The organism is Niallia sp. FSL W8-1348 (assembly GCF_038006745.1).
Lineage (GTDB): Bacteria > Bacillota > Bacilli > Bacillales > Cytobacillaceae > Niallia > Niallia alba.
Genome location: NZ_JBBOVV010000004.1, coordinates 209,635 through 232,795, shown reverse-complemented (window position 1 = coordinate 232,795; position 23,161 = coordinate 209,635). Strand labels below are relative to the sequence as shown.

Below are 23,161 nucleotides of genomic sequence, written 5' to 3'. Positions count from 1 at the left end.
AACATTGATATTTTATCAATTTAGTTGGTCTTTATTTACAATTAATCAAGCTGCACGAAGAGCGTGGAGAATAAAACAAACTGAGGAGTGTAGACTGTATTATTTAGCGTATAAAAATATGTACCAAGAACAAATGGCAACATTGATAGCCATGAAGAATAAAGCTGCTGGTGCTATTAACGGTGATGTTTCTAGTGATGGATTGAATGCTATGTTAGGGGATACAGGGGATTTACAATCCATGTTAATACAGTCGATAAAGAAAGGAAATGTGCTTCAAGGAAGTACGGAAGAATGGGTTGCAGAAGCGTCTGATAGAGCTAGAGAAATTCTTTCTAATATTGGAAAACCAAAGAATTTCCCATTAAAATCAAACAAAGAATATTTCGAAGAATGGGCTAATAAGTACATTAAAACTGACAGTTCAAGAAATGTTCTTATAAGAAAATCTAAAACTATCGCTAGCAATATAGAGAAAGGTAAAATTCCTGGTTTTCATTTTAACGGAATGTTATTGGAAGTAGATTTATATGCTGCTTTTGGAAGTGATTCAGCTCTTGATGGTGAAATAGTAGACTATTTAACTCGAAGTGAGAGGGAGTCTAAAACAAATAATGATAGTTCACAAATTTCCTTGTTTGATTTAGTGGAGGAAAAACCAGAAAAGAAAAATAAACGTAGAGTAGTCAGTGGTCAGCTGGCATTCGAATTATTTTAGGAGGATAAAAATGCATACTATTACGATAAATTTAGATTGGTTTGTATATATGTATTTTCTAATAGAATATTTTTTCCATGCAGTCTGTATGGATTTAAAGATGAAACAGTATTATTTAGAGAATGGATTAATTCCAACAGAGACAGAATCTAAATCGAAAGATGAAGTTATTTATTTAGAAGAAAGTCAAAATCTAAATATACAGGAAGATGATTGGGAAGAAGTTATGCGCCCAACTAATATTTATCATATTACTCCGACTGTTTCAGAATTAGATGATAGAACAATAGAATACTTATCGAATTTGACTAAAGAAATTAATTTTGAGGAACTATGTGACGAGCAAAGTGGACCTCTCGAAGAGGAACTTAACCTTACAGATTTAAATATCACAACTTCTCGAGAATGTAGAAATAAACAAGTGAATTCAGAAATAGAGGATCAAGTGGATGATATACCCACTACAAAAATAGCTGATAATTTACAAGGGAAGCAGCGTTGGCTGGTATCTGTTCTAGGTATGGAAGAGGAATATATTCATGTTTCAGATGGTAAAAGAGCGTGGATAAATATTGGCGAAAGTGTGCATCGAATAAATAGAAAGGATTCCTTGTCTTTAGAAATTGAAAGAGAAGGAAAAAATATAAGAGTTTTAAAGATAGAAATTTTAGAACATGCTGTTTCATCAGATTATATTATCCCGGATGAAAAAATCGAATATGAGGCAGCTGCAATTTAAGGGTTATTTGCTATTCGGAGGAAGTGAATTTAGTTCACCTCCTTCACTAAATGAACAAATTAGGATTTGTTCATTTAGTGAAGGGGGAATCCTCTCGGGTACAAATCCACCGGTCAAGGTCTATTTAACTAGTTTTTGGTGAATTTTTCATGAAAATTAGTAAAAATATCCCTGTAATCGACAAGCTTCGACAGTTTTACTATATATATTAATACTATACTAATGTACATCAATGATAAAAAAAATGAAAGAAATTATAAAAAGCCATCTAAAGGGGGCAGTGGAATGAGATCTGAAATCAACACAGCTGGTTTAGAATCTATATTGTCTGTGATTGAGGATGACAATCGTTATATTCAAAAACTAAATTTAGATTATAGGATAAAAGATAATAAATTCTATATTGGTTGTTTATATGGAGATACATTTAATACGTCACTCAAGAAAAATTACTTAGAGGTGCTATCTCAAGAAGTAATTAATATGTACGAGAGATGCTTATTGCCTTTAAGCACTCTTAAAGTTCATGATTTTACAGTAAATTTAGAAATTAATGATAGAGGTGAATTTATACGGGAAGAGCAATATATAGAGATTATTATCCCTGTAGAAGCAGTTGATAAATTATCAACTTTATCCCAATTATATAGCAAATTTAAAAAGCTCATCCCTCTTTATCCCATAATTAATTCGATAGAGGTTCAAGGAGAAAGAAAACAGTTAAATCAAATTCGAATTTACCTTAACCCTAAGGAAAAATCCTATTTAATAAATGAAAATAAAACGGATGTTTTAGGACAATGGATAGCAAGTTTTGATAATTTTATAGACAATCTTCCAGAAACACCGTTCTATACAAAAATTAAAGTCCAAAATGGAATGATAAAACCAATACAATTTATAAATGAAAAGGAGAAATGGAAATGGTTCGTATAGGAGAAAAAAGTATAAATGAGATTATGGTAACAATTAAGGAAAAACAATTAAACTTATCGAGATTAGAATTTAAAACGAGAGATAAGTTTGTTTTAATAGGGCCAATTGGTACAGAGAATATAAAGCAAGAAGATGACTATTATGAAAATGTAAAAGAAAATCTTATATTTGCTAATTATAGCTGGCTTTCACCATTATGCGATGATTTAAATTGTCCATTTCAAGGACATTTAGAAGTCTTACCAACAGGAGAAATGAACCATCATAATATTGATTTAACAATCAGTATCCCACTATCTGGAAGTCTAGAAAAGGCAAAAATAATGAGTACATTATATGAGCAATTTAAGGTGTTAGAAAAATATCGGAATTTCATCCAATTTTTTGATGTAAGTGGTTTTAAATACATGACAAATCTCATCCATGTAAGTTTAAAAATTCCTGGTAATAAAATTACGCCTCTTTTAAAAGAGGCAAAAACAAAACCTGTGAATAAACAAATTATTTCTCAGTGGTTAGCTACAGTAGAAAATATCATGGATCAGAATGCCAATAATTTCAGTTATTCACATAAGGTTTATGCTGTTGATGGAAGAATGCAATCCACTACTTTTGAGTCGAAATTCACTTTTAAAGTTCATCAACGAAGAGGGATCTTTAATGATTAGAAGCCAAATCAAAACGATCATGTCATTAATAATATTCACAATTTTATTGATTCCTACAAAAGCAATGGCAAATCCCTTTAGTGATGCTCCATCTATGGATGATATGATTACAAATTGGGGAAATTCCATAAATGATTCTGCACCAATAGTTTCTAGTTTATTCTCTTCCCTTTTTACGATAATGTTCCTAGTTGGAGTTGTTAGGCTAGGGTATTCAATTGTTACAAAAACTGGGCAAGTTATGAAAGGGGCTACCGGAGTACTAATTTGGGCTCCAATTTCTTTCTTTATAATTCGTATTTTTTTAATAGTATTATTTACAATAAACACAACAAATGTTACACTGTTTGCAACTGATGTGATAAACTTATTACAGTTATCTGGTTTTTATACAGTAGTGGGAATGACATTAGTGGGATTAGTTATGTTTCTATTCTATAAACTTTTGAAACACCCTGAATTTGGTAGATGGAGTAAGAGACTATGGGCATCTGCGGGATTTCTATTGATTATTAGCTTTATAATCCCTTATGCATTTGGTGCAGCATAAATAAAGAAGGTGATATCTTGTTGTCTTTAGTAGTAGATAATACAAAAAATGCGAAAGAAATATCTTATACATGTCGGAATTCTTGTGATCTTTATGATGTTTTAACAGAATCCTGTTCAATTAAGAATAAGATAGATGTAGATAATCCGTTAGTTGTTTCAAAATGTAGTAGATATTTACCCACGAGTAGTTTGGAACTGGATATAAAAATAAATCAAAAAGAATTGGATGGATTAGAAGAAGAGGAAATCTCTTACCCTGAGATACAAGGACAAATTGAAACCTTAGAAAAATCGTGCTATCCTTATGAACCGGATTTTCCAGCTGGAAGAACGGATGCCAATTGGTATGTTTCTCCTTGTCAAGAATACGGTTGTTGGATAGTTAATGATTATAAGAAGCCAATTGTATTAGTTAGTCCTAATCCTGGAGAAAAAGTCTATAAGTCGGCAGTACCACTTCATAATCATAATGCATCAATAGGTTTAGCATCACGAATAGCTTGGTATATTGATGAAAATGGTATAGGGCGATATGTAACCTTACTCAATGGACATATTCTAAACTAACAAAGCCATCAAAGTTTGAAGTAAACGTTGATATCTAGCGATTCAAAGGATATAATAATATCAATTAATTGAATATCTAAAGGGAAAAACCCTATCTGAGTTAGACACTTTTATGGTGTCTTACTTAAGATAGGGTTTTTTTTGATTTCTTAGGGAGGACCAGCTATGAAGGAATGTATTTTTATTGTTGAAAATGAGAATATTACTTTTCGCAAAGGCTTTAAAGATCTATTGGAGGTGAAATTCGGTAAAGATTATATAGTCTCGACAAAAGATAGTCTACAAGATACTTTACGTGGTGAGCCAAAACTTATAATTCTCACACAAGAGGCTTTAAAAGAAGTAAAAGCTATGGATAAGATAAGGACTTTGTACGAGTATGGTACTAAGTTCATTTTGATTAAGGAAAATGATAATGGGTTTCCTTTTGAATTAAATATGTTTAACGGTTTTTTATCCAAACGAATGCCTACTAAAGAAATGACTGAAGCGATAGAGAACGTATTGTTACATGGAACAATCTATGTTCACCCTGATATAGGTGCATATATCTTATCAAAATATAACCGGTTTGTTAATGTCTTAAAAACAAAAGAAGAGGTTCGGTTGTAAATGATGTAATGAAAGTTTTGTTTTATTTTAAAATAACAGTTGTATTTGTGGTAGTTTATGTTATGATTATTTTAAATAAAATAATTGGAGTGGTCATAATGGCAAATACATTGTTGGTTGTTGGTGGAAATCAAGATAAAACGTTCAAAAAAATGGGCGGCAGATTTGAGCTTAAAGTGCTACATCATCCTGGAGAATCGAAAAAGTCAGGAAATAAAAAAGAATACCAAACTCTAATCAATAAGGCGGATTGTGTAGTTGTGTTAAAAGGGGCAATAAATCGTAAATCTATGATTATGGTTAAGGAGATTTGCAAAGAGCAAAACAAAACTATTGTTTATCATCAAGGACGCGGAGTAACAGGAGCAATTCAATCATCACTTGCTTATTTTGAAGGATTGTCTGCATAAAAAGGAGCTAAGATTATGTTCTTCATTACTACGGACATTAAAGGTGTAAAAGGTAAGATTAGCGTATTTTATAAAATTTCTTTTTCAAATGAAAAATTTGAAAAGTATTTATTAGAACTAGCTTATCAAAAGGTAACCATACATTTAGAAATTAAAAAGCAGCATTTTCATTTGTTTCGTAGAAATAAAGGAGCAAAAATCATTTTCTCTGATAGTTTGCTAACAAAGGATCAGGACTGTTTAGAGGACTATATTTTGAACGGGACGACATTCTCCTTTGCTGAGATGGAAGAGGCATTAGAGTTTGCAAAAAATATTAGAAAAGCAACTATATCTTATTTGAGAAAGCAAGAGAAGAAGTATAAATGGAAGTGCCGCCAAGTTAATTGGAGCACATATGTTAAAGCTAAATTTATGTTATGAAAGGAAGACATTAAATGATATCAGCTATGATTCGTGATGGAAGAATTATCTCTATTAATGAATATAATGATGAACTACACAGTCAACAAATTTATTGTATCGATAAAAGCTGCAAGGCACCATTGGTTCATGTAAAAGGTAACGAAAGAACAACACCATATTTTAAAACTACAGGTAAAAATGAATCTAAGCACACTTCTTCCTGTGGATTTTACAGACCTCTATCGTTTGAAGAGAGCCTTTCGAAAATTAATGACTATCAAAGTGATTTTATAGATCAAGGGTTAAGTGAAACAGTGATTAAATTAAGTTTTAATAAATTAGACCCTGATTATGAACCTAGAAAAATCCAAAGAGAAGACAAAGATGAAGAAAAAAAGAATAAGGAAACTATTAAAATAAAAAACGAAACCGCTCCTCCTAACAGCATAAGCTCACTGAAATCTATTGTTAAATTGTTTTCCACTTATGAACCAGATATTCTTAGTAGTATTTTAATTCAAGTGAAAGGCCACAAAATCCCTATTTCTAATTTGATTTTGTCCCAAGAGGTAGCTCATGAGAAGTTATGGTCTGATATGGCTGTACTTAACCTTCCTTATTTAGTTCATGGAGAGATAGAAGCAATAAATAGAAGAGAAAAAGTTATTTACTTGAACTTTAAAAAAATTAATAATATCCCTTTTTCAATCGTTATCTTTGAAAAATACTTTAAATATTTCACTTATACGGATGAAGAATTAATCGGAAAGTACATTCTTTCTTGGGGACACCTACATAAAAATACATTTAATGATAAGAGTTTTACCAATCTAATAATTAAATCGGACGAATATATAGAAATCATTAAAAAAGGATGAATTAATTTGATCAGACAAGAAGAAATAGAATCCTTAGAAGGCAGCCTAATAAAAGGGATATTTTTAGGGGGATGTTTCTCCATTCCGTTATGGATTTGTTTGATAGGTTGGATAAAGCTATTTATATATATTATGGAAAATTTTTTTGAAACGGGTTTCCCCTACATATAGAAAATTTCAACTTGTAGGAGAAACAAAAAGGCGAGGTTGTACATGAAAAGGGTGGGTTACTTAACTAAGAAAACCTCTAAAGGAAAGGTGTATTTGTATATTCGTAAATCTTATAGAGAGGGGAAGAAGGTAAAACATCAATATATATATGGATTTGGACCAATTGAAATGGCCAAAGAAAAGCTATATAAAATTTTTGAGGAAGAAATAGAATTCCCAAACGAATTGAAGATAAATGGATTTAATCTAGATGATGTCTATGATTGGATATTAACTTTAGAAACAGGTGTAACAAAAAGTGGAAGGTTATTTGATATAGGCTGTTTTCGAAAATAGATAGGAGTATAGATATAAGATGATGAGTCAAGTAGAGAGAACAAAAATGAAAACATATGTAAGGAAAATTCTTATTTTTTTTATAGTATTGTTCATCGTAAGATCATTTATTTTTGTTCCTTTAAAGGTAGATGGAGAATCTATGAAGCCTACACTACAGAATGGTGATTTAGTTCTAATAAATAAATTTAATACACCGGATAGATTTTCAATCATAATTGCCCGTCTTCCATCAGGAGAGAAAATAGTAAAGCGAGTAATTGGGTTGCCAGGTGAAACGGTCCAATACAAGAACAATCAATTGTTTATAAATAATGAAGCTATTGATGAGGTGTTTATACCTAAAAACAAAGATATTTATACGGAAGATTATGCTTTAGTGGGGAAAGTACCAGCTGATCATTTATTTGTATTAGGGGATAATAGACAATTTAGTACGGATAGTAGAGAAATAGGAACAATTCCTATTGAAAGTGTAGAAGGCTGCATTGGAATGCGTTATTGGCCTTTAAACAAAGTGTCTATTTCAATCGGAAAGGATAGTTATAAATGATTATTTTTCTTCTAATATGTGTTATATCGTTAATGTTTGTTATTGACTACTTGCAAAGAAATATAACGGAGTTGAAAAAAGAACAACGAAGAGACAGTTTGGAACATAGAAAAATCCAACAATTCATAAACGGAAGTAATGGTACTGAAATAAGAGAACGAAGTGAAAAGAAAAATGGGCAATTGAAAGGTTACTCTAATAAAAGCAGTTATGAAACTATCAAAAACTCTAATGAGTTTTTCAATAATAATTTTTATTTTGAAAATGGAAATGTCCTAAGGGAAATGATTGAAAATTCAAACGAGTCATCAAGTAGTTCTGATTATACAGACAATAATTCTTATGATTATTCATCTAGTGATTATAGTAATGACTCTTCAAGTGATAGTTCTTCATCTTTTGATTAAGGAGGAAAATGTAATGAAACAAAAAATAGCAATAATGTCCCTCAGTATTATTTTATTATTTTTCACAGCATATAGTACAGCCTCTGCAAAGGTATCTTTAGGGAAAACCGGAGGTTCTAGTGTGAAAAGTTCTTCTATTAATAGCGGTAAGGTTAGCTCAGTGAAATCAAAAACTAATACAAAAACCAATGTAAAAACTAGTCCTAGTAATATTAAAAGTAAAAATGCTGCAGCGACTGCAACTAAAGGAAACGATAAATATAAAGGACAAGCTTATTACAAGGGGAATAATTTTAGCAAAACATTATTAACCGCTGCTGGTGTGTATTTGATTTTAGATTCTGTGACCAATGAAGGAGATCCGATATACGTTTCTGCTGAAACAGGCGAACCAGTTAAAGTTGAAGAATTGAAAGATGTAAAACCTGTTGAGGATACTGAACCGATTACTGAAGAAGAAAAGGAAGAGGCGAGCAAAAAGGTAAATAGTTATTATGAATTAATAAGACAAGGGAATTATGGAACAGCAATTAAAGAGCTGTTACTATCTAAACCGGAAATTGAAAGTCAATTAGTGCCTGAAGAAAAGAGAAATACCTCTGATATTCAACAAGTAATAAAACAAATATCCCAATTTTATACTAGCAAAGGTAATTCTGTTGCTACTTTTAGCATAGAAGATGCTAAGGAAATCGATGGAAGAAGTATTTTGTTTACTGCTTCGTTAACTGACTCCAAAAAATATACCTATCAAGAAAGAATCGTTGCTATTAAGTTTGAAAATCAATGGTATTTAACTTTTGAACTAGTAGATGATGCTGTTAACCAAGTGATCGATAAACATGATTTAACCCCAAGGGAAGTAGTTACTAAATATTATAAAGAAGTAATAAATGCAAACTATGGGGCTGCAAGCACTTTAGTCTCTAAAAATCAAAGCTTTACAAAGGGGAAGACAGATGAAGAAATTAAAACTGAAATGATTGAAGCATTTAGTGAAAACGAAAACCCGTTATCATCAATAGACATACTTAAAGAGAAAAAAGAAAATGATCAAATGTATTCTTTCACAGTTAATCTAACTCATCTATATCCTGGATTTTTTGAGGATTATATAGAGAAAACAACTGAGGTTGAAATTAAAGCTTTATATGAGGGAGGAATGTGGAAGCTTAACTTTGATGATGAGAAAAAGGCAAGTAGCAAAAACGAATCTCCCTTTTTATCACTAGATGATTTAAAGATCCTGCTGCATATCGTCTTTATAGGTGCTTTATGTATTTCAATAGCGATAATGTTAAGCAATGGTTTAAAAGATCGGAAAAAGCTTAAAATGGCCATTATAAAAGGGAGAAGGTAATAACATGCAAATAATATTATGGATAGAAAAAATACTGTTGGTTTTTCTTATTGGTTCATTAATATTTAAGATTCATTATTCTCGTAAATATTTGGACCTATTAAAAAATCATAAAAAGGTAAGTTTTATAAATGAAATTGATATTCCTTATGGGAAGAGCATAGGGAAAGTTATTGAGTTTTCTTTTCCTATTAATGAATATGTCCCTCTGAATCCGAAATGGAATCTGATTTGGTCCATGAGAAAAGAAAATCTGAGGGTAAGTAACCGTTATTACGAAGTAAATAAAAGGAGATTTGCTTTCAAGCTGGACAATAGCAATTATTACTTATTCAGAAATGAAATTTTGATTCCTTTATCAAAAATTAAAGAAGAATATTTTGTGATTCATTTTAATGAAGAAATTATTTATTCGATTTCGTCATTGGAAGACCTCTCTAAAAAACTTTCTGAGCAGGATTTAAAAAAAGAGATAGAGAGAGTTATAGGTTTTATTAAGGAAATTTCTGAATATGCTAATGGAATTGAAAAGCAGGCTAGTCAAAAAGTAAAAATCTATCAAGATGAAAAGATGAAAGATATATTAGAGAAACATCATTTAGCTATGGAACAAAATATAAAAAAGGTGCAATTGATTAACAAGATCAAATAAATAGAGAAGGAGATCAGGTATGTTGTTTTATATTGATGTATTGGGGGCAATTCTGAAGATACTTGGTTGGATTAAATCATTGATAGAAATGATAGATTAGTAATAGGGAATAAAAGAGGTTTATCAATGAATAATTGTGTTAATTTTTGTGTTAGCAGGTTTTATTGGCATACTTTTAGGAAGACCATTTAAAAATTGAAGTTGAAAAATAAAGACCTTTAATGCGGAATTGAAATGAAAATATAAAAGAGAGGGTCATTAGTGAGTATGATAGTTCGAAACTATTCTGCTGTAGAAAGGGGTTTATATATGAAAGTTCCAAAAGAAATAAAGGATAGTATTAGAAAGTCTGCAAAAGCGTTTCACACAGCGAGAGAACATGAAAAAATAGTAAGGGGTTGGCTTGATGAACAAGGTCTTGAAAATGATACTGTTCACGATAGCTGGATTGACACAATTGAAATGGGGTCTGGAAATTCAAAAGATTTTATTGAATTTCTAAAAAGAGTTGATGAATAGTTCGAAACTATTGTGAAGGAGTGAGTTGTTAATGGAAAATGAAGTGGTTAAGACAGTAAGTCTTGAATGTTTAGGTGTGAATCTGATTTTCTTGCTTTAACTAATAGCAAAGAATATGAATTGAATATATGTTATTGATGTTTTCTAAATGGTATGGCTAATTCATATATGAAGAGAAACGGAATAGAAAATAGATAATTTATATGGGGTAGAAAGAAGGGGATTTTCTCAGTGTCGCAAAAAGATTTAAGAGTATGTCCGAAATGTTTAAATGAGAAGAATATTGCTGATAAGACATGTAGTTACTGCAAAGAAAAATCAATAGTAATTAAAGATGGGGTTATTCTGAATTTCTTATTATTCTTTGTCCTTATGGTAATTCAGCTTGTAGCATATACATACAATGCAAGTTCACAAGATAAGTTGCTAATAGGATTTTTCTCAATGTTACTTCTGATTTTAACGAATATATTAGTTTTTGTTGCCTTGAAAAAGTTTGAAGAGAAGAATAAGTATCGTAGAAGTAACAAAAATTGAATCAAACAAAAAACGTGTTTATCTTATATTATAATTGCAAATCATACAGCAAAAGATTATAAAAGGAAAAAATGATTTCAAAGTAGATAACTATTATTCATTAAAGGAGAGTTAATCGTGAAGAAAGAAAAAGAAAAATTAAACAAACCTTACACCATAGTTATTTTTCATAATGATAAGCCAGTTAAAAAGAAGAGATTTATTTCATTAGAAAAGTTAGATAGATATTGTGACCACGTTGAGAAATTAGGTAAAACCTATGGAACGTACAGCATAAACGCTTGGTAACTATTGCGAAGGAGTGAGGAAATGGAACACTTTTTAAAAATACAACCGCAATATTTTGAAGAAGTACGAAATGGAAATAAAAGTTTTGAAATCAGAAAAAATGACAGAGATTTTAAAGTTGGAGATACTCTTTATTTACAAGAATATAACCCTTTAGCACAAGAGTATACAGGGGAAGTAGTTAAAAGAGAAATTACTTATATTACTAATTATGCACAGCAAGAAAATTATATAGTAATGGCTATTGTTTGATAACTATTGTACGGTAGGAAAGGGGTTTTGCAATGAATAAGAATCAGAAAATTGTATGCGACTGGTTTCTAAACAATGGAATGGATTTTTTATCAGCTATAGTTGAATTAGAAGGGGTTTATGAGAGTATTCCTAACGAGGTTGCAGAAGCTTTTAGCGAACTAACTGATAAAGAAATAATAGAAGTAATAAAAAAATCAGCAAATAACATATTAAAACGTATAGCATAGTACGAAACAACTGTTCATTAGATAACCATTATGACGAAAAAATTTTAAGATTGGAGAAGCGAATCAAAAAGATGTGAATTTTAAAGTGAGTACCTTTCTAACAATAGAAGGATATAAAATATTAATACAATTAGTTGAATAGTACAAAGGTTATATGAAGGAGAGAAAATAAAGTGAATTTAATAAATATATTAATAGTAAGTTTAGTCATCATTAATTTATTTTTAATTAAGAATAAACGTTTTCCAATTATAAAAAAAGTATTGCCTTGGATAATTGTCATATTATTTTCATACCATTGGGGTGTCGGAGGATTAATTCAATATCCTTTTCTCGCTAATGTTGTTGGAATTATAGTCATTTCTTTTTGGTTTATAGTCATTACACAATATTTAAGAAGTTTATACATGAACAAAAAGTAGAATAACTAAATTTAATAGGGTTTAACAACACGAACTTGAAAAACTTTTATAATGAAAATCGTGTTGTAAAGATAGTACTTATAATATGCCTTGATATTGAAAATTAAATAACTATTTTGTGGAAAGGGAAATGAAATGAAGAATATGAAAGATTCCATTATTATTAATGAAGCGAGAGGAAAAGCAGTAAATAATTTAATAAAGATTATGAAGAGTAGTTCGAAAAAAAGTAGAATAGCAATTCATTTTACTAGACTTAATAACAAAAGTGAAAATCTACAAAGAATAATTGAAAAGAGATAATTACAAGGTTTTAGATAGATATAGCTATAGTATGGAAAATTAACCATAAGAAAAATAGCTTAGTAATGTAGGAAGGAGAACAAAATTTTGATGATAACAGCAAAAAGTTATTTTAGTGGTGCTGGTGGAATGGACTTAGGAATGTTAGACGCTGGTATTGAAATTATGGAATCTTTTGAAATAGATAAAGTTGCTTGTGAGACTTTAAGGAAAAACTTTAAACACAGAATAAACCAAACCGATATCACAAAAATAACTGTACTCGATCAGCAAGATGCAGATGTTTATATTGGAACTTTCCCTTGTACGAAGTATAGCCGGATTGCTGATATACATGGAACTAGAACAGGCGATGATTTATTTTTACATTTTTTTAGACATGTGGCTTTAGCACAACCAGAAGTGTATATAGTTGAAAATGTTCCTGGTATGCGAAAATTTCAAGTGGTGATGGAGTGCTTAACTAGATTACCCAATTATTACGTTAGAGTAGAATGCCCTGTTAACGCTAATATGTGGCTCCCTCAAGAACGTAAAAGATTAATAGTTATAGGAACTAAAAAGCCTTTCCATAATTTATCTTATCCAGAAGCAAAACCAATGAGAATGAGAGATATTATTGATATTGGAGCAGAAGTATATACTCCTGATTATGTTCAAAAAAGATTAAATGGTGCATATCGAGATAAGCCAATTATTACAGATTTAGATGGAAAAGCTCCAACTTGTGTAGCGCATTATTCTAAAGATAGATCGACAAGATTAATAAATGATAGCGTTTCTATAAGACCTTATTCAGTTAAAGAATATGCGAGATTACAAGGTTTTCCCGATTGGTTTAAATTTGCGGGAACAGATAATGATGCTTATCGACAAATAGGAAATGCTGTAGCTGTTCCTATGGGGTATTGGATTGGAAAGGAATTAAAGAAATACTTCGCTGCATAGTACAAAGACTGTACAATTTAATATATGAGTTAGAAAATGTTAATAGAAGTATGGCATATAAAAAAGAAAAACGCACATGTCCGATATGTGGAACTTACAAACAAATATCCCAAGATTTATGTAATAGTTGTTTGAGAGATAAAACAAAGAATATTTTTAGATAAAATCGACTTACTGTATGTGTACTTTGCTGGTTGGTGTCGTAGTTCGAAAATAAGAGAATAAGGAGAGAAGAAAGAAAAATGAAAAAAGAATTGAAGTATAAGATTAGACGTTTGGACGATGTGGTATTGGAAGCTTGTGTTACTTCAATTTATTGGATATTAGTTGTCGGTTTACCAGTAGGAGTTGGATTATGGTTAACCACTCTTATCGTAGTTTTATAAAAAAAGTTTAATCTATTTTACAGGTTCTCAGGTTTCTTGCAATTAAGACAAAAATAATAAGGAAGAAGTAAAAAATTAGTAATAAAAATAAAGTTGTTATTAGTGAACATAAAGGAAATGAAGTTCTAAAATATTTCAAGGAGATAGATACACAGAAAGAAACTATTAAATTTGTCGTTGGTAGAATAGGTAAGGGAATGTCATATGAAATTATTGATGATTCAAAAAAATAGTATTGTTAATGGAAAATGAAGTGGTTAAGGCAGTAAGTCTCGAATGTTTAAGTTGTGAATCTGATTTTCTTGCTTTAACTAATAGCAAAGAATATGAATTGAATATATGTTATAGATGTTTTTTTAATGGTAAGGCTGATTCATATATGAAGAGTATCGGAATAGAAAATAGATAACTTATATGGGGTAGAAAGAAGGGGATTTTTTCAGTGTCGCGTTTTGGAGACGGTTCGTATAAACAAGAAATTTTTGATAATTTGCATTGGATTATTTACAATCTAAAACCAGAGGTTTTAGAACCTAAAGAACAATTAGAATTTATACATCAAAATATTATTTATTTAATTACTAAACAATATGATAAGCTCAATTGGTTTATAAAAGAAGAAGGAGCGAAAAGAAATTATTCTTATAAAGAAATGTTAAAAGAACTTGGGGAAATATATCAGGTTATGACTGAATACGATTTTGAATTGTTAGAGGAAATATGAAAATTAAACCAAAAAAGGAGCTAACCATTATGCCAAAACTTAAAAATTTAATTGAAGCAGCATACAAGACTTTTGTTCGTTAAAGAAGGGAAGTAATGTTTATTCAAAAAAGAAAAAATAACCCTCAGGTTATTTAATGAAAGGAATAGGAAGAAAAGGAGAGTAAGGTGTTTATGGCATTTTGAAAATTCCATTAGATCATGAACTAAAGAAAAAATATATTTTTAATCATGAAGATAAAAAAGAATTGATTCCACTAGGTAAAAAGATACTAAAACTCATAATTGTGATTGCTGTAATTAAAATAACAAGAGTATTTTTGGTTGTAAACAATACAGTTAATAAGACTATAACTGAAATTTTCGCAATTGCTCCTCCTGAAGAGTTATTTCGTTTTTTTGCCTTAATGATTATGGTTTATGGATTTATAATATTGTTTTGTCTTTACTTAATAAAAGGAAAAAATGTTATAAAACATAAATTATTTATGTACATTATGTTATTTTGTATAATTGATACCCCCCTCTGTTAGGATAGATGTCGTAGGGAACTTTAGTGTATAGTTTAAATCATACACGGAGGTTGATCGACATGAAAAGTAATAATGGTAAACGTTATACAAAGGAAGAGAAAGCATCAATTATTAAGAGAATGATGCCCCCCACTAATGAATCGGTTGGCCAATTAAGTGAAGAGTTGGGCATTACTGAACCCACGCTTTACAAGTGGAGAAAAGAGGCTAGATCATCTGGAAACCCCACACCCGGAGATGGACAAAGTTCTGAACACTGGAGCAGTGAAGATAAGTTTCTCATAGTTATGGAAACATACTCAATGAATGGTGCGGAGCTAGCGGAGTATTGTCGAAAAAAGGGACTTTATAAAGAACAGATTGACGCATGGCGAGATTCATGCCTTAATGCAAATGGGCGAGAATCTAGTCAAACAAAGCAGTTAAATCAAGAATTAAAAGAGGAGAAAAAGCGAGGAAAGGCATTAGAGAAAGATTTGCGTAAAAAAGAAAAAGCATTGGCAGAAGCTGCAGCCTTATTACTATTAAGAAAAAAGGCCCAAGCGATCTGGGGGGACCAAGAGGACGAATGATCAGCCCGTCAGATCGCGCACTAGCAGTAGAACTCATCCAAGAAGCAAACCAAAATGGTGCGCGATTAGCCCCGGCGTGTAAAGAATTGAACATTAGCGTTCGCACCTATGAACGCTGGATTTCAGAAGGTGGAATCAAGGAGGATCAACGCCCTATTGCGTTACGTCCAGAGCCAAAAAATAAATTAACGATAGAGGAAAAACAAGAGATACTGGAGGTTGTTAAAAAAGAGGAATTTGTAGACCTACCGCCTACTCAAATCGTGCCAAAATTAGCAGATCAATGCATTTATATCGCCTCCGAATCTAGCTTTTATAGAGTTCTTCGTGAGCATAAAATGCAAAATCATCGGGGAAGAAGCAAAAAGCCCGAGGGTAGATTACCAGAAAGTCATTTAGCAGTAGCCCCAAACCAGGTATGGACATGGGATATAACGTGGTTAAAAGGGCCGGTGAAAGGCTTGTTTTATCGACTCTACTTAATTATCGATATTTTTAGTAGAAAAATCGTAGGTTGGGAGATTTGGGAGTCAGAGGAGGCAAAACACGCTGAAGATTTAATGAAGAAGACGATTATTAGTGAAAAAATCCAAGGTAAACCACTCGTTTTACATTCCGATAATGGCAGTCCCATGAAAGCCGCAACATTTCAGGTATTACTTGAAAAATTAGGGATCCAAAGCTCTTATTCAAGACCAAGAGTAAGTAATGACAATCCCTATTCTGAAGCAATGTTTCGGACTCTGAAATATCGACCTGAATTCCCGTACAGAGGCTTTGAAACACTTGAGGCTGCACGTGAATGGGCATTAAGATTTGTGAATTGGTATAACTGTATACATTTACACAGTGGTATAAATTTTGTGACGCCAGAACAATGCCACACAGGTGCGCATATTGGGATACTGAAAAAGCGCAAAGAAGTTTATGAACTAGCGAAACAAAAGCATCCAGAACGTTGGACGCGCTCAACTAGAGACTGGAGTGCACATGATTCAGTGGCTTTAAACCCAATAAAGGACAAGATAGAAAAGGATGGAACAAAATAGCCCCACTGCGACTGAGCTTGAACTACCCATTCCCTTCTCATCAAAGAACAGAATGAATTCTGTTCTTTGATGAGAAGGCCACCAAGCAAAGCGCGGTAGTTACCCTTACGTTCTTACACTAGTAAACAAGTTAAATGCGACAACTATCTTGACAAACACCGATACCTTATTTATTTATATTTTTCCAGAAATTCCATCATCCATATTCAAAGCAATATTTGGAACTACTTGATAAAACGTATGAACTAAACAATAAGTCTTAACCAACCGTTACGAATCAATTATATGATAAAGGAGAAAAAAATGAATAAACGTCAAAGAAAAAAGAGAATGAAAAAATATCTACCGATTATTGCTGATGAAGTAAACTTACTTAGTATGACAGATAATGAAGAGAACAAGCTTTTAAGGATTATGAAAATTTCAAAGAGAAATTTGCTTATAAAAAAAATTACAGAGATCTTAAAGAAGGAAAGCCATTGCATTATTTTTTTCCTGTTTCACAACGCTTAAATGATTTCCTAACTAACGTGTCTTCAGTTCTTAGAGGAACACGTAATACAATTAAAGTAACTCAAACTATGAAAGACTTTATCCAAAAGTAAATCGGAAAGTAAAGTAGATAACAACTAATATTATATTCCTTTAGACCAAAAAAATAATTAGTTGGGGGACACCTAACAATCACCGATTATGCTAAGATAAATAGAGCTGTTTTTAATAATCATGCAAATGAGAAAGAAATAGAATACTGGCTAGTAAGAAGGTTGACTATGTGGTAGAAAGGATGTCTATTCAAGTAGCAATTGACAATTATTATCATTTAAAAAATCTTAAGCAATAGAAAGGAAAGATTTATGAGCTATGATGTTTCTTTATATAAAGTTCCGTTGAAATTAAAAAAACAGCATTTTATTGATGATGAATTATTTGAAATCGCATATGGTAATGACAATGAAAAACACTTATTAGAATATACTAATTTTTCTATCGGAAATCCTAATGCAGTAGTTTTTGCAAAAGTATTTGACATTGTTTTAACAAACAATGAATATTTTAAAATCTACAAAATTAGTCATTATCATGAAGCGCTTAACAGAGTAGAATCAATGTCATTAGATAATGACTTGGAAGAAAGAATAAAAAGTTTCTTAAATGTAATAGTTCACGAATTGAATAATGGGGAAATACTCTTTTTTTGTTGTGGTTAGTGATAAAATACGTAGATTAGATAACTTATATGCGGTAGAAAGGAAGATGAAGAAAATGGGATTTGTAATTAGATCCAAAACAGGATTAATATTTGAAACAACGGAAGTAGGAAAAACAGGGGAACAAACTTTTGATACAAAAGAAGTTGCAGAAACAGCATTAGAAGAAGTTCAGAAACTTTATAAAGATGAAGAATTTTATGTAGTACCAAAAAAGTAGATAACTATTGGGAAGGACTAGGAAAATGGAGTTAAAAGAAATTAATCAAGAATATGAAAATATTATGCATTCCAATTTTTCTAATGATGAAAAAGTTCATAAGTTAGCAAATTTAATGACTCAAATGGAAGGTCGATTTTCTATTCCTATGTTAAAAAATCAAGAGTGGGAAAACGAAAATAGAAAAGTAATTGCCTTATATAGAAAAATATCTAGAAGTAGGATTTTTGATTAGTCACAATACGAAACTAAAGTACGGTAAGGAGGATATAAAATGGAAGAAAAACCAAAACACGACCCTCCCATCAAACTAGGTAAAGAAACATATGGTACTAAAAATATAGAAGTCGCTTTTAAGGAAGCGTTAGAACCTTATTTCAAACTAGATACTTCTATATGTGTAAAACGGAATACATTAAAATAATCACAGCTAATAATCAAAATATATATCGGGGTGAAAATGAAAGGAATAAAAAAGGTTGTGAGTAACTTGTAGTAAATGTGAAAGTAGCAACATTAAGTATGATCATTTAAACTCTATTATTAATGTTAATGATAATAAAACAAGTACACCAGTTAAATGTCTAGATTGTGGTTATGAAACAACTGAAATACATACACAACATACTAATTGAAGCAAATATAGTGAAGCAAGGTGACTTTGTTATAGATGAAAACAATAAGACAATTGGTAGTGGTAAAGAAGTGTTACGTCAATTCGCAGGTAGTTTGAGTTCTAATAACAATAAACGGAAAGAAGACTTTAAAGTAACTCAAGATTAGTGACTAAACAACACGAAACAACCAATACAAAATAATAACAAAGTAATAATTCATTAAAAAGGAGAGAAGAAAATGCCAAACGATATTTCAAATAAATTAAAAGTAATTGGTTCTCATGAGGAAGTACAAGAAGTAATGGAATTCTTAAAGAATGATGAAAAGGGAATTGGAACAATAGATTTTAGTAAAATTACTCCCATTCCAAGATGGATATATGGTTCTTCACCAGATATAACAGGGATTAGTTCAGTAGACGAGGAAAAATGGGGAAGTGAAAACACAATACTAAATTGGCAAAAAAAGTACTGGGGGACTAAGTGGAACGCTTACGGTCAACCAGATAGTCGAAGTACTAACGACACTATATATTTTCTAACCGCAAATAATAGTGTGGAAAAACTGATGCAGAAAATTGCTTGGATATTTCCAAATGTGATAATAGAATACAGCTATGCTGATGAAGATTTAGGAAGTAGCATTTACCAATTCAAAGAGAATGAGATATTAAAAGAAATTGACTTATGAATGAATAGATGAAGATTAAACCGTACGAAACATTCCGCATTGAATCCATAAAAGATTAATAAATATTGCCTCAATCTCTTACAAGTTGCATTTGTAGACAATGAGCACTATCGATACCTATTTTGCTTACCACTACAGAAGACTTATTATTAAAAACAAAAATGGAAGAAAGGAAAGAAGTTGCTTAATAAACTCAACGAGTTGATATCTGAAGGAAATATTAGTCTTGGACAATTATCCATTATTTTCGCTGTTATTCTAACAATAACTGCTATAATCGGTTACACCTTTCTTTTCTGGGAGCAGCGATCTTATGAAAAACTACTAACAGGTAAACCATTACCTTCTAATAGAACCCTGAAAAGAATAACGAAAGATATAGAAATCGGACAAGTATTTAAAATAGAAAAGGTTAATGGGGATTGGGTCGCATTCACGAAAGACAAAAAAGATGGTCAGAGAAAATGAATTATGGTTTAATAAATTACTAACAAATAAACGCAACAAGCGCTACAGAAGCTGTTTGGTCGCTGAACAATCCTTTTTAGGTATGGTCATAAGGGAGGCTTTAGCGGAGTACGCTTAAGACTAGATGAAGACAACGAATATAAACTCGTTATAAATGTGATGGTACAATAGACAACAAGGCGGACTGAATAAGGTCTGTTTTTTTTGTTTATCAAAGGGTTGTACGAATATACAACCCTTTTTTTTATATTGTCACCTGTAAATCACAATGAATTAATGATACTTGAATTTTTCCAAGCATGTCCCGCATTGTTTTCTCTTCTTGATTTCTTCTGCAGATAAATAGATGTTGTTTGAATCGATTTGTGCCCCAATGCAATTTTAATTTGATCCAAACTCGCCCCTTGATCAGAACTAATTTGTGCAAAAGCATGTCTTAGTGTATGTGGTGTAATTGGATTTTTCCTTGTTTTGATGAAAGGTAAATCCGCTTCATTAATTTTTTTTGTTAAATAATTAGATAAATACTTATAATTGTATGGTTTCCCTTTGTTCGTCATAAAAATATACGAATTATCACTACCATCTAATATAAAATCTAACCGTCTTGTTCGTCGAAATTTCCGTATTTCTTCTATTATATATGGATGTAAGAGTACCTCTCTTTCATGTCTCCCTTTTCCTAATACATATAACCAGTAATCTCCATCCACATAAGAAATATCCGATATTTTACTATGACATAATTCGTTTATTCTAAGCCCTGTTGTAATTAAGGTTGCTAGTAAACAATGAACAATGGGATGGTCTTTATAATAGTCCAATATCTGCACTACCTCATTTTTTCCTAAATCCCTATCTGGCCGATCAATATCCCGCACATTACTACTCAACATTTTTTCATGCAGCGGAACTTCTATATACTTTGTTTTATACAAAAAAGAAAGAAATCCTTTAAGAACTACCATTTTACGACTCAGTGTAGAAACTGCGTATGGCTTCTTCCCCTTCCCTAACGGAGCTGCAGCTAACCACTCTTGAAATTTTCTAATATGTACATGATTGAGTAGTTTGAATATCTGATAAGGATTTTGCTGTGCGTTTAAATCTAATCCAATGGAAAAAGCATTTTCTATTATCTGTTTATACATGATAAGTAAATCTCTGCTGTACTCTTCGATGGTGTTCTCCATTTTATTCTTTCGTATATCCATATCTTTCTTTTGGTGTAAAAATAAATACATCATTTCCAAGTCATTTATTTCCTTATTTTTAGATACATCCTCCATAATGATTAACTCGTCAGGTAAATTTTGAAATACTGATGGATCTTTTAGTGTTTTTGAAAACGATGCGATGGATGACTGACTTCCTGTAAATTCTAACGAATTTTTATTCGAATGGAAAGAAATTTCCTTTTCTAGCATTTTCACACCCCTTTTGTCATTTTTTAAAAGTATAGTAATTATCTGGTTATAGGTAATTCATTATTAAGTTAATTTAAATACATTTAATATCTACTCCTATATTAGTAGAAAAATCATTTATTTGTCTACTATATATACATATAAATAAAATTAATATTTAAAATACATTTTAATATAAAATAGTAGGCATTGTATTTTTTTATATAAAATGGACATTAAACCTTTGTTTAATATTAAGATATATATTATAATCTGATTAATGATAAAAGGAAGAGGTGGATTTTTTGATTAGCGAAAGTTTATACCGAGCATTAGATGAAAGTACTTTTTTTGTAAGTAAATATGAAGTGCAAGTGAAAACTTATTTCTTACAAAAATCCAAATATGGTCTTAGAGTGCAAGTTAGTAGATTTGTAGATAAAAGAGGAAGTTTGAGTCGAGAAAAAGATACAGTGGAGATTAAATTATTGATAGGGGGAGGAGGGGTAGTTATTGATAAAACTTTTAAAAGTATTACATTAGAAAAACCAACAAGAAAAAAGGTAGAAGAGTGTATTACAGATTTTTTAGAGAATGCTAGTGAGTATTGTAAACAAAGCAAGAATTAATACATAAATTAGAATTATTCCCCAATTGAATATTGACTATAGTAAATGGTAACATATAAATAGATTATAATATTGAGTTAATATTAAATGATATGTATACACTATTTTAATAATGATTAGTTGGGAGAATAAAATGGGCCAAGAAGATAAGAAAAAGCAAATTACTACAAAACAGGCTGCGGAATTATTAGGTGTTGCTGAGAATACAGTTTTATCATATTCCAGACAAGGCATATTAACTGCAGTGAATGAAAAAAGTTGGCAAATTGACAATACGAAGTACTTTTATATAGATGATGTAGAAGAGGTAAAAGACAAATTAAAAAAGCCAGGACTTAGCACTGGTGAAGTTGCTGCACAATTAGGTGTATCTACTGTAACGGTATTTAACTATATAAAGGATGGTAAACTTACTGCAGAGAAAGAAGTTTATAGAGGTAGGGAATTATATTTTATTAAACAAACGGAGCTTGAACGTTTTCAAAAAAATTATAAAAATATGAGAAGTAGAAATAATAAAGAGTTTTATTCAAAACCAAATAAACATGGTTGGTTTCAATTGTTTATTCATGAAAGAAGTGAAGAACATGGAAGATTGATGGTTGGGGAAGATGAAGATTACTTTTTATTAACTGCTAGTGGAAATAAGATTCCATATACGAAAATTGAGCAATATGGTTTTAAACCGGTTTATTTGATTGAAAGAGGTTCGATAATTTCCAAAAGGAAATTTGCTAAATTTGAGTTCCCTTATGAAAATAATGTTGAATCTAATATATACTCTTTCTTAGATATATGTTATGAATATATCACTCCAACAAATATGAAGATGAACATAAATAAAGAAAAGATAGAGTTAGAAATTAAACCATATTGTTTCCCTTACGATACTTTAGATGAAGATACGATAAAAACTATTAAGGAATATATGGTGGAAGGTTCCATAATCTCAACGATTAAAGGGATTTATATAGATTCTGAATATGACGTGTTATCTTTAGAAATACCATCTCAGGTTAAAGATTCTTTGAAACAAATTGCGTCTGAAAGAAGTTTGACTTTAGAAGAGTTGGTTTCTGAAATTCTTGTACAATATGTTAACGAAAAACAATACTAATAAGCTGTAGAATACTTTAGTACTAAATTATTCATTGGGATTGCAAAATACGAGAAAAGAGAATTTTGATTAATAG

The 23,161-nt window shown here is 30.8% G+C and carries 36 protein-coding genes and 1 pseudogene; 36 read left to right on the top strand and 1 reads right to left on the bottom strand.

Annotated features, from left to right (window positions below):
• Positions 1–118: 118 nt before the first annotated feature.
• From NST60_RS26190 to NST60_RS26025, 34 genes and pseudogenes are all read left to right on the top strand, one after another.
• On the top strand, positions 119–718 hold the full coding sequence (locus tag NST60_RS26190) for a hypothetical protein (protein WP_016204171.1): 600 nt from the start codon (positions 119–121) through the stop codon (positions 716–718).
• A 10-nt stretch (positions 719–728) separates the two neighbouring features.
• A complete protein-coding gene (locus NST60_RS26185; RefSeq protein ID WP_016204172.1) occupies positions 729–1,457 on the top strand; it encodes a hypothetical protein in 729 nt (242 codons plus the stop codon).
• A gap of 285 nt (positions 1,458–1,742) precedes the next feature.
• Complete coding sequence (locus NST60_RS26180) at positions 1,743–2,393, top strand: hypothetical protein (RefSeq protein WP_016204173.1); 651 nt, start codon at positions 1,743–1,745, stop codon at positions 2,391–2,393.
• Complete coding sequence (locus tag NST60_RS26175; RefSeq protein WP_016204174.1) at positions 2,381–3,061, top strand: hypothetical protein; 681 nt, start codon at positions 2,381–2,383, stop codon at positions 3,059–3,061. Before NST60_RS26180 ends, NST60_RS26175 begins: the two co-directional genes overlap by 13 nt.
• Entirely contained in the window at positions 3,054–3,611 is a 558-nt protein-coding gene (locus tag NST60_RS26170) for a hypothetical protein (RefSeq protein ID WP_016204175.1), read from the top strand. The genes NST60_RS26175 and NST60_RS26170 overlap by 8 nt, the downstream gene beginning before the upstream one ends.
• 20 nt (positions 3,612–3,631) lie before the next feature.
• A complete protein-coding gene (locus tag NST60_RS26165) occupies positions 3,632–4,180 on the top strand; it encodes a hypothetical protein (protein WP_016204176.1) in 549 nt (182 codons plus the stop codon).
• 165 nt (positions 4,181–4,345) lie between these two features.
• The gene (locus NST60_RS26160) at positions 4,346–4,792 is read left to right on the top strand and encodes a response regulator transcription factor (RefSeq protein ID WP_016204177.1); all 447 of its coding nucleotides are present in this window, start codon (positions 4,346–4,348) and stop codon (positions 4,790–4,792) included.
• 98 nt (positions 4,793–4,890) lie between these two features.
• Positions 4,891–5,202, top strand: a complete 312-nt coding sequence (locus NST60_RS26155; RefSeq protein ID WP_040343929.1) for a DUF2325 domain-containing protein — start codon at positions 4,891–4,893, stop codon at positions 5,200–5,202.
• Between the two features lie 15 nt (positions 5,203–5,217).
• Positions 5,218–5,625 carry a hypothetical protein gene (locus NST60_RS26150; RefSeq protein WP_016204179.1) on the top strand — a complete coding sequence of 136 codons (408 nt, stop codon included), beginning with the start codon at positions 5,218–5,220 and terminating at the stop codon, positions 5,623–5,625.
• A 14-nt stretch (positions 5,626–5,639) separates the two neighbouring features.
• Positions 5,640–6,485 carry a hypothetical protein gene (locus NST60_RS26145; RefSeq protein ID WP_016204180.1) on the top strand — a complete coding sequence of 282 codons (846 nt, stop codon included), beginning with the start codon at positions 5,640–5,642 and terminating at the stop codon, positions 6,483–6,485.
• 264 nt (positions 6,486–6,749) lie between these two features.
• Positions 6,750–6,992: a hypothetical protein gene (locus tag NST60_RS26140; protein ID WP_156827841.1), complete on the top strand. Its 243-nt coding sequence runs from the start codon at positions 6,750–6,752 to the stop codon at positions 6,990–6,992.
• Between the two features lie 19 nt (positions 6,993–7,011).
• Positions 7,012–7,545, top strand: coding sequence for a signal peptidase I (gene lepB, locus NST60_RS26135; protein ID WP_016204182.1), 534 nt, complete (start codon positions 7,012–7,014; stop codon positions 7,543–7,545).
• On the top strand, positions 7,542–7,952 hold the full coding sequence (locus tag NST60_RS26130; RefSeq protein ID WP_016204183.1) for a hypothetical protein: 411 nt from the start codon (positions 7,542–7,544) through the stop codon (positions 7,950–7,952). Before lepB ends, NST60_RS26130 begins: the two co-directional genes overlap by 4 nt.
• 13 nt (positions 7,953–7,965) lie before the next feature.
• Positions 7,966–9,312 (top strand): hypothetical protein, encoded by a 1,347-nt coding sequence (locus NST60_RS26125; protein WP_341100934.1) that lies wholly within the window; start codon positions 7,966–7,968, stop codon positions 9,310–9,312.
• 4 nt (positions 9,313–9,316) lie between these two features.
• On the top strand, positions 9,317–9,964 hold the full coding sequence (locus tag NST60_RS26120; protein WP_016204186.1) for a hypothetical protein: 648 nt from the start codon (positions 9,317–9,319) through the stop codon (positions 9,962–9,964).
• Positions 9,965–10,273: 309 nt separating this feature from the next.
• Entirely contained in the window at positions 10,274–10,483 is a 210-nt protein-coding gene (locus tag NST60_RS26115; protein WP_040343916.1) for a hypothetical protein, read from the top strand.
• Positions 10,484–10,714: 231 nt separating this feature from the next.
• Positions 10,715–11,020 (top strand): hypothetical protein, encoded by a 306-nt coding sequence (locus NST60_RS26110; protein WP_016204188.1) that lies wholly within the window; start codon positions 10,715–10,717, stop codon positions 11,018–11,020.
• A 117-nt stretch (positions 11,021–11,137) separates the two neighbouring features.
• Complete coding sequence (locus NST60_RS26105) at positions 11,138–11,308, top strand: hypothetical protein (RefSeq protein ID WP_156827843.1); 171 nt, start codon at positions 11,138–11,140, stop codon at positions 11,306–11,308.
• A gap of 21 nt (positions 11,309–11,329) precedes the next feature.
• Positions 11,330–11,560 carry a DUF3850 domain-containing protein gene (locus tag NST60_RS26100; protein ID WP_016204189.1) on the top strand — a complete coding sequence of 77 codons (231 nt, stop codon included), beginning with the start codon at positions 11,330–11,332 and terminating at the stop codon, positions 11,558–11,560.
• Positions 11,561–11,592: 32 nt separating this feature from the next.
• Positions 11,593–11,790, top strand: a complete 198-nt coding sequence (locus NST60_RS26095) for a hypothetical protein (RefSeq protein ID WP_047944115.1) — start codon at positions 11,593–11,595, stop codon at positions 11,788–11,790.
• Positions 11,791–12,347: 557 nt separating this feature from the next.
• Complete coding sequence (locus tag NST60_RS26090) at positions 12,348–12,515, top strand: hypothetical protein (protein WP_156827845.1); 168 nt, start codon at positions 12,348–12,350, stop codon at positions 12,513–12,515.
• Positions 12,516–12,605: 90 nt separating this feature from the next.
• Positions 12,606–13,463, top strand: a complete 858-nt coding sequence (locus NST60_RS26085) for a DNA cytosine methyltransferase (RefSeq protein ID WP_016204193.1) — start codon at positions 12,606–12,608, stop codon at positions 13,461–13,463.
• Positions 13,464–13,705: 242 nt separating this feature from the next.
• On the top strand, positions 13,706–13,849 hold the full coding sequence (locus NST60_RS26080) for a hypothetical protein (RefSeq protein WP_156827846.1): 144 nt from the start codon (positions 13,706–13,708) through the stop codon (positions 13,847–13,849).
• A 442-nt stretch (positions 13,850–14,291) separates the two neighbouring features.
• Positions 14,292–14,573: a hypothetical protein gene (locus tag NST60_RS26075; RefSeq protein ID WP_016204194.1), complete on the top strand. Its 282-nt coding sequence runs from the start codon at positions 14,292–14,294 to the stop codon at positions 14,571–14,573.
• A 181-nt stretch (positions 14,574–14,754) separates the two neighbouring features.
• Positions 14,755–15,105, top strand: a complete 351-nt coding sequence (locus NST60_RS26070) for a hypothetical protein (RefSeq protein ID WP_341100915.1) — start codon at positions 14,755–14,757, stop codon at positions 15,103–15,105.
• 59 nt (positions 15,106–15,164) lie between these two features.
• Positions 15,165–16,726, top strand: a pseudogene (locus tag NST60_RS26065) (IS3 family transposase).
• A gap of 303 nt (positions 16,727–17,029) precedes the next feature.
• Positions 17,030–17,239 carry a hypothetical protein gene (locus NST60_RS26060; protein ID WP_016204196.1) on the top strand — a complete coding sequence of 70 codons (210 nt, stop codon included), beginning with the start codon at positions 17,030–17,032 and terminating at the stop codon, positions 17,237–17,239.
• A gap of 344 nt (positions 17,240–17,583) precedes the next feature.
• Positions 17,584–17,937, top strand: a complete 354-nt coding sequence (locus NST60_RS26055; RefSeq protein ID WP_016204197.1) for a hypothetical protein — start codon at positions 17,584–17,586, stop codon at positions 17,935–17,937.
• 55 nt (positions 17,938–17,992) lie between these two features.
• On the top strand, positions 17,993–18,157 hold the full coding sequence (locus NST60_RS26050; RefSeq protein ID WP_156827847.1) for a hypothetical protein: 165 nt from the start codon (positions 17,993–17,995) through the stop codon (positions 18,155–18,157).
• A gap of 25 nt (positions 18,158–18,182) precedes the next feature.
• Entirely contained in the window at positions 18,183–18,392 is a 210-nt protein-coding gene (locus NST60_RS26045; RefSeq protein WP_016204198.1) for a hypothetical protein, read from the top strand.
• Between the two features lie 39 nt (positions 18,393–18,431).
• Positions 18,432–18,581: a hypothetical protein gene (locus NST60_RS26040; RefSeq protein WP_198013219.1), complete on the top strand. Its 150-nt coding sequence runs from the start codon at positions 18,432–18,434 to the stop codon at positions 18,579–18,581.
• A gap of 221 nt (positions 18,582–18,802) precedes the next feature.
• Positions 18,803–18,940 (top strand): hypothetical protein, encoded by a 138-nt coding sequence (locus NST60_RS26035; protein WP_156827848.1) that lies wholly within the window; start codon positions 18,803–18,805, stop codon positions 18,938–18,940.
• A gap of 72 nt (positions 18,941–19,012) precedes the next feature.
• Positions 19,013–19,465: a DUF1281 family ferredoxin-like fold protein gene (locus NST60_RS26030; protein WP_016204200.1), complete on the top strand. Its 453-nt coding sequence runs from the start codon at positions 19,013–19,015 to the stop codon at positions 19,463–19,465.
• 180 nt (positions 19,466–19,645) lie between these two features.
• Positions 19,646–19,933 carry a hypothetical protein gene (locus tag NST60_RS26025; protein WP_016204201.1) on the top strand — a complete coding sequence of 96 codons (288 nt, stop codon included), beginning with the start codon at positions 19,646–19,648 and terminating at the stop codon, positions 19,931–19,933.
• Positions 19,934–20,196: 263 nt separating this feature from the next.
• Here NST60_RS26025 and NST60_RS26020 read toward each other — a convergent pair whose 3' ends face one another.
• The gene (locus NST60_RS26020; protein WP_016204202.1) at positions 20,197–21,360 is read right to left on the bottom strand and encodes a tyrosine-type recombinase/integrase; all 1,164 of its coding nucleotides are present in this window, start codon (positions 21,358–21,360) and stop codon (positions 20,197–20,199) included.
• 284 nt (positions 21,361–21,644) lie between these two features.
• On the opposite strand from NST60_RS26020, the gene NST60_RS26015 reads away from it, so the two are divergent.
• Both NST60_RS26015 and NST60_RS26010 read left to right on the top strand, forming a co-directional pair.
• Positions 21,645–21,968: a hypothetical protein gene (locus NST60_RS26015; RefSeq protein ID WP_144545643.1), complete on the top strand. Its 324-nt coding sequence runs from the start codon at positions 21,645–21,647 to the stop codon at positions 21,966–21,968.
• 133 nt (positions 21,969–22,101) lie between these two features.
• Complete coding sequence (locus NST60_RS26010) at positions 22,102–23,085, top strand: helix-turn-helix domain-containing protein (RefSeq protein WP_186325668.1); 984 nt, start codon at positions 22,102–22,104, stop codon at positions 23,083–23,085.
• Positions 23,086–23,161 lie beyond the last annotated feature (76 nt).

Coding starts and splice junctions, on each gene's coding strand:
- NST60_RS26190 (WP_016204171.1), top strand. CDS start 119: ATGTACCAAGAACAAATGGCAACATTGATAGCCATGAAGAATAAAGCT.
- NST60_RS26185 (WP_016204172.1), top strand. CDS start 729: ATGCATACTATTACGATAAATTTAGATTGGTTTGTATATATGTATTTT.
- NST60_RS26180 (WP_016204173.1), top strand. CDS start 1,743: ATGAGATCTGAAATCAACACAGCTGGTTTAGAATCTATATTGTCTGTG.
- NST60_RS26175 (WP_016204174.1), top strand. CDS start 2,381: ATGGTTCGTATAGGAGAAAAAAGTATAAATGAGATTATGGTAACAATT.
- NST60_RS26170 (WP_016204175.1), top strand. CDS start 3,054: ATGATTAGAAGCCAAATCAAAACGATCATGTCATTAATAATATTCACA.
- NST60_RS26160 (WP_016204177.1), top strand. CDS start 4,346: ATGAAGGAATGTATTTTTATTGTTGAAAATGAGAATATTACTTTTCGC.
- NST60_RS26155 (WP_040343929.1), top strand. CDS start 4,891: ATGGCAAATACATTGTTGGTTGTTGGTGGAAATCAAGATAAAACGTTC.
- NST60_RS26150 (WP_016204179.1), top strand. CDS start 5,218: ATGTTCTTCATTACTACGGACATTAAAGGTGTAAAAGGTAAGATTAGC.
- NST60_RS26145 (WP_016204180.1), top strand. CDS start 5,640: ATGATATCAGCTATGATTCGTGATGGAAGAATTATCTCTATTAATGAA.
- lepB (WP_016204182.1), top strand. CDS start 7,012: ATGATGAGTCAAGTAGAGAGAACAAAAATGAAAACATATGTAAGGAAA.
- NST60_RS26130 (WP_016204183.1), top strand. CDS start 7,542: ATGATTATTTTTCTTCTAATATGTGTTATATCGTTAATGTTTGTTATT.
- NST60_RS26125 (WP_341100934.1), top strand. CDS start 7,966: ATGAAACAAAAAATAGCAATAATGTCCCTCAGTATTATTTTATTATTT.
- NST60_RS26120 (WP_016204186.1), top strand. CDS start 9,317: ATGCAAATAATATTATGGATAGAAAAAATACTGTTGGTTTTTCTTATT.
- NST60_RS26115 (WP_040343916.1), top strand. CDS start 10,274: ATGAAAGTTCCAAAAGAAATAAAGGATAGTATTAGAAAGTCTGCAAAA.
- NST60_RS26100 (WP_016204189.1), top strand. CDS start 11,330: ATGGAACACTTTTTAAAAATACAACCGCAATATTTTGAAGAAGTACGA.
- NST60_RS26095 (WP_047944115.1), top strand. CDS start 11,593: ATGAATAAGAATCAGAAAATTGTATGCGACTGGTTTCTAAACAATGGA.
- NST60_RS26090 (WP_156827845.1), top strand. CDS start 12,348: ATGAAGAATATGAAAGATTCCATTATTATTAATGAAGCGAGAGGAAAA.
- NST60_RS26085 (WP_016204193.1), top strand. CDS start 12,606: ATGATAACAGCAAAAAGTTATTTTAGTGGTGCTGGTGGAATGGACTTA.
- NST60_RS26080 (WP_156827846.1), top strand. CDS start 13,706: ATGAAAAAAGAATTGAAGTATAAGATTAGACGTTTGGACGATGTGGTA.
- NST60_RS26060 (WP_016204196.1), top strand. CDS start 17,030: ATGAATAAACGTCAAAGAAAAAAGAGAATGAAAAAATATCTACCGATT.
- NST60_RS26055 (WP_016204197.1), top strand. CDS start 17,584: ATGAGCTATGATGTTTCTTTATATAAAGTTCCGTTGAAATTAAAAAAA.
- NST60_RS26050 (WP_156827847.1), top strand. CDS start 17,993: ATGGGATTTGTAATTAGATCCAAAACAGGATTAATATTTGAAACAACG.
- NST60_RS26045 (WP_016204198.1), top strand. CDS start 18,183: ATGGAGTTAAAAGAAATTAATCAAGAATATGAAAATATTATGCATTCC.
- NST60_RS26040 (WP_198013219.1), top strand. CDS start 18,432: ATGGAAGAAAAACCAAAACACGACCCTCCCATCAAACTAGGTAAAGAA.
- NST60_RS26030 (WP_016204200.1), top strand. CDS start 19,013: ATGCCAAACGATATTTCAAATAAATTAAAAGTAATTGGTTCTCATGAG.
- NST60_RS26020 (WP_016204202.1), bottom strand. CDS start 21,360: ATGCTAGAAAAGGAAATTTCTTTCCATTCGAATAAAAATTCGTTAGAA.
- NST60_RS26010 (WP_186325668.1), top strand. CDS start 22,102: ATGGGCCAAGAAGATAAGAAAAAGCAAATTACTACAAAACAGGCTGCG.